The organism is Nocardia exalbida NBRC 100660 (genome assembly GCF_000308575.1).
GTDB classification, from domain to species: Bacteria; Actinomycetota; Actinomycetes; order Mycobacteriales; family Mycobacteriaceae; genus Nocardia; species Nocardia exalbida.
This window is the reverse complement of record NZ_BAFZ01000144.1, coordinates 1-537: the sequence shown is the minus strand read 5'-3', so window position 1 is coordinate 537 and position 537 is coordinate 1. Positions and strand designations below refer to the sequence as shown.

Here is a 537-nt window from a genome sequence, read left to right as displayed (position 1 = left end):
ACGCCGTTGCTCGTGCCACCCGCGGTGGTGGCCGTGACCAGCACGGTGCCGGTTCCGGCGGGAGTGACGGCGGTGATCTGGGTGGCGGAGTCGACAGTGAACGACGTCGCCGGTGTCGCACCGAAGCTGACCGCGGTTGCGCCTGTCAGATTCGTTCCGGTGAGAACGACCGTTGTCCCCACCACCCTGGGGCCCCGAATTCGGTACCACCGTGGCCAGTGCGGGAGCCGGAACATAGGTGTAGGCGACGCCGTTGCTGGTGCCGCCTGCGGTGGTGGCGGTGACCTGCACCGTTCCCGTTCCGGCGGGTGCGACGGCGGTGATCTGGGTGGCGGAGTCGACAGTGAACGACGTCGCCGGTGTCGCACCGAACGTGACCGCTGTAGCGCCGGTCAATCCCGTCCCGGTGAGAACCACCGTCGTCCCGCCGGCGACTGGACCAGCGCTCGGCACCACCGAGGACAGAGTCGGAACCGCGACGTAGGTGTACGTGACCCCGTTACTGGTCCCACCGACGGTGGTGACGGTGATCGCAAC

Annotated in this window: 1 protein-coding gene and 1 pseudogene; both read right to left on the bottom strand. The window is 68.3% G+C overall.

The window, feature by feature from the left end; translation table 11 throughout:
- A partial coding sequence (locus ON29_RS36785) for an IPT/TIG domain-containing protein (RefSeq protein ID WP_217999341.1) occupies positions 1-182 on the bottom strand: 182 nt, incomplete at its 3' end.
- 64 nt (positions 183-246) lie between these two features.
- Positions 247-465, bottom strand: a pseudogene (locus ON29_RS37895) (IPT/TIG domain-containing protein); the annotation flags it as partial.
- Positions 466-537: the final 72 nt, after the last annotated feature.